Source organism: Vibrio sp. Vb0937 (assembly GCF_033338855.1).
This window is the reverse complement of the sequence record NZ_JAWOTK010000063.1, coordinates 1-2,697: the sequence shown is the minus strand read 5'-3', so window position 1 is coordinate 2,697 and position 2,697 is coordinate 1. Positions and strand designations below refer to the sequence as shown.

Annotated in this window: 3 protein-coding genes; 2 read left to right on the top strand and 1 reads right to left on the bottom strand. The window is 47.1% G+C overall.

Annotated elements, in window-relative coordinates:
* Together R7P67_RS23015 and R7P67_RS23010 are read left to right on the top strand one after the other, a co-directional pair.
* A partial coding sequence (locus tag R7P67_RS23015) for a putative nucleotidyltransferase substrate binding domain-containing protein (RefSeq protein WP_318086102.1) occupies window positions 1-1,384 on the top strand: 1,384 nt, incomplete at its 5' end.
* Between the two features lie 8 nt (window positions 1,385-1,392).
* Window positions 1,393-2,112 carry a 3'-5' exonuclease gene (locus tag R7P67_RS23010; protein ID WP_021822203.1) on the top strand — a complete coding sequence of 240 codons (720 nt, stop codon included), beginning with the start codon at window positions 1,393-1,395 and terminating at the stop codon, window positions 2,110-2,112.
* Between the two features lie 101 nt (window positions 2,113-2,213).
* On the opposite strand, the gene R7P67_RS23005 is transcribed toward R7P67_RS23010, so the two are convergent.
* The coding region (locus R7P67_RS23005; RefSeq protein ID WP_318086101.1) for a methyl-accepting chemotaxis protein at window positions 2,214-2,697 on the bottom strand (484 nt) is incomplete at its 5' end.

The window sequence follows — 2,697 nt, the reverse complement described above, 5'->3', positions numbered from 1 at the left end:
CCAACAAGCAGCGCAGTTAATGGCTCAGGACAACATTTCATCACTCTTGATTGTCGACCCCGATTTTGTCCTTGACGAAGATGACCCGCAATCGCCCGTTTTAGGCATCATTACTGACCGAGATTTATGTACTCGAGTGCTTGCGGAAGGCTTGTCTCCTCAAGATGATGTTTCAACGGTCATGACGACGGAAGTGATTTCTCTCGACCATAATGCTTACATCTACGAAGCCATGCTAACGATGTTACGCTACAATGTGCATCATCTGCCGGTGGTCAAAAATCAACTGCCGATAGGCATCATCGAAACTACCGATATTGTTCGTTATGAGTCGCAAAACTCACTGCTTCTTGTAAGTAGCATTTTTCAGCAGCAAAGCATCGAAGATTTAGCGACAGTCGCAGAAGAAGTCAAAAGCAGCTTCGTACGTCTGGTTAACGAAGACGCCAATTCACACATGGTTGGCAGCGCGATGTCGGTAATTGGCCGAAGTTTCAAACAGCGTTTATTGGAGTTGGCAGAAGAAGAACTCGGTGCGCCTCCGATTCCTTATTGTTTCCTCGCATTAGGTTCAATGGGACGCGACGAACAGTTGCTGGTTACCGACCAAGACAACGCCATTATTCTGGACGAATCCTATCAAGAAGAGAAACATGGCAAGTACTTTGAAGATCTCGCCAAGTTTGTCAGTGACGGTCTTGACGCTTGTGGTTACAAATATTGTACCGGTGACATCATGGCCACAAACCCGATGTGGCGAATGACTCGCTCCGAATGGGAAGAATGTTTCGCTGACTGGATTGACGATCCCAACCCGAAAGCGTTACTGAATGCATCAATATTTTTCGATTTAGATGGCGTGTATGGCCGCTTAAAATGGGCAGAACAGCTCACCAGCTTCATTGTGCGTCGAGCGCGTAAAAATAATCGCTTCTTAGCATGTTTGGCTCGAAATGCGCTAAACCGCACGCCGCCATTAGGCTTCTTCAAAGATTTTGTGATGGAGAAAGACGGCCAGCACAAAAACTCGATCAACCTAAAGCGTCGCGGCACCGCGCCGCTGGTTGATCTGATTCGTGTGCATGCCTTGGCAGTTGGCTCTCGTGCACAAAACTCGTTTGAACGTCTCGACGACATTATTGACGCAGGCATCTTGCCAAAAGGTCGAGCTCAGGATTTAAAAGACGCGTTAGAGTTCATCTCTATGGTACGAATTCGACATCAAGCAACCGATGTTGAACTCGGAATAGAGCCAGATAACAACATCGAGCCAGAAAACCTCTCCGATTTTGAACGCCGTAATTTGAAAGATGCCTTCCAAATTCTCAGCAATGGGCAGAACTTCCTTAAGTTCCGTTATCAAGCAAATAAGAGCTTTAAGTGAGGTTTGGCATGATCAAAAAGCTATTTCAAAAGCCTGCGATTCAATGGCCAACCAAATTTCAGCAAAAGTTGGAGCTCGTCAATGATGAGAATCTTGTCGCCTTTTACGGCAGCGAATTACCAGCGCCCAATACCCCCATTTCAGAGGTTGAATTTGTCGCGTTGGATTTCGAAACGACAGGGCTCAATCCCGAAAAACACGACATTATTACTATCGGTTTAGTACCTTTCAATCTGAGACGTATTTTTCTGCGCGATGCTCGACATTGGAAAGTAAGGCCTCAGAAAAAGTTGGATGAAGATTCCGTTATCATCCACGGTATCACTCACAGCGAATTGATTGATGCGCCAGATCTGAGCGATATTTTGGGTGAGTTGCTGCCTTGCTTAAGCGGCAAAATCATCGTTGTGCATTACCGTCGAATCGAGAGAGAATTCTTGGATCAAGCGCTGAAAGCGCGCATAGGGGAAGGGATTGAATTTCCCGTGTTAGACACGCTACAAATCGAAGAGAACATCCAAAAGAGAAGCGCTGGCGGCATTTGGAATCGCCTGAAAGGAAAGAGACCAGAGTCTCTGCGTTTGGCGCAGTCTCGACGCCGCTATGGGTTACCAGACTACTCTCCGCATCACGCGTTAACTGATGCGATTGCTACGGCCGAGTTGCTTCAGGCGCAGATGGCGCATCACTACAATGATGACCAACCAATCAGTGATTTTTGGTTGTAGATAGATTTTTTGTTGTAGCTATTTACCAACAATCATTCACCGAAAAACATGCATTAAAAAGGAGCCTATCGGCTCCTTTTGTTTTTTAGTCAAACTGAGAATTACAGTTTAAAACGTTTGATCTCTTGCTCAAGCTCGTGAGACAGCTCAGATAGGTGCGCTGCTTGCTCCGCTGCTGAGTGAGCTTCTACAGAAAGCTCGTTCGATACGTCGCGGATGCCTTCTGTGTTACGAGTGATTTCTGTTGTTACAGATGCTTGCTCTTCCGCCGCAGACGCAATTTGCGTTGCCATGTCGCTGATGCGCTCTACCGCACTGTGGATTTGCGTCAGGCTCGCTGCTGCAGAATTCGCGTCATCCACACTGGTATCAGCCAAACGACGACCATCTCCCATGATATCAACCGCTTTCTTGGTTGTACCTTGAAGCATTTCGATCGTTTCTTGGATTTCTTTCGTCGATGCGTGAGTACGTTGGCTCAATACGCGAACTTCGTCAGCAACAACCGCAAAACCACGACCTTGATCGCCTGCACGCGCCGCTTCGATCGCCGCGTTCAATGCCAACAAGTGAGTTTGCTCAGCA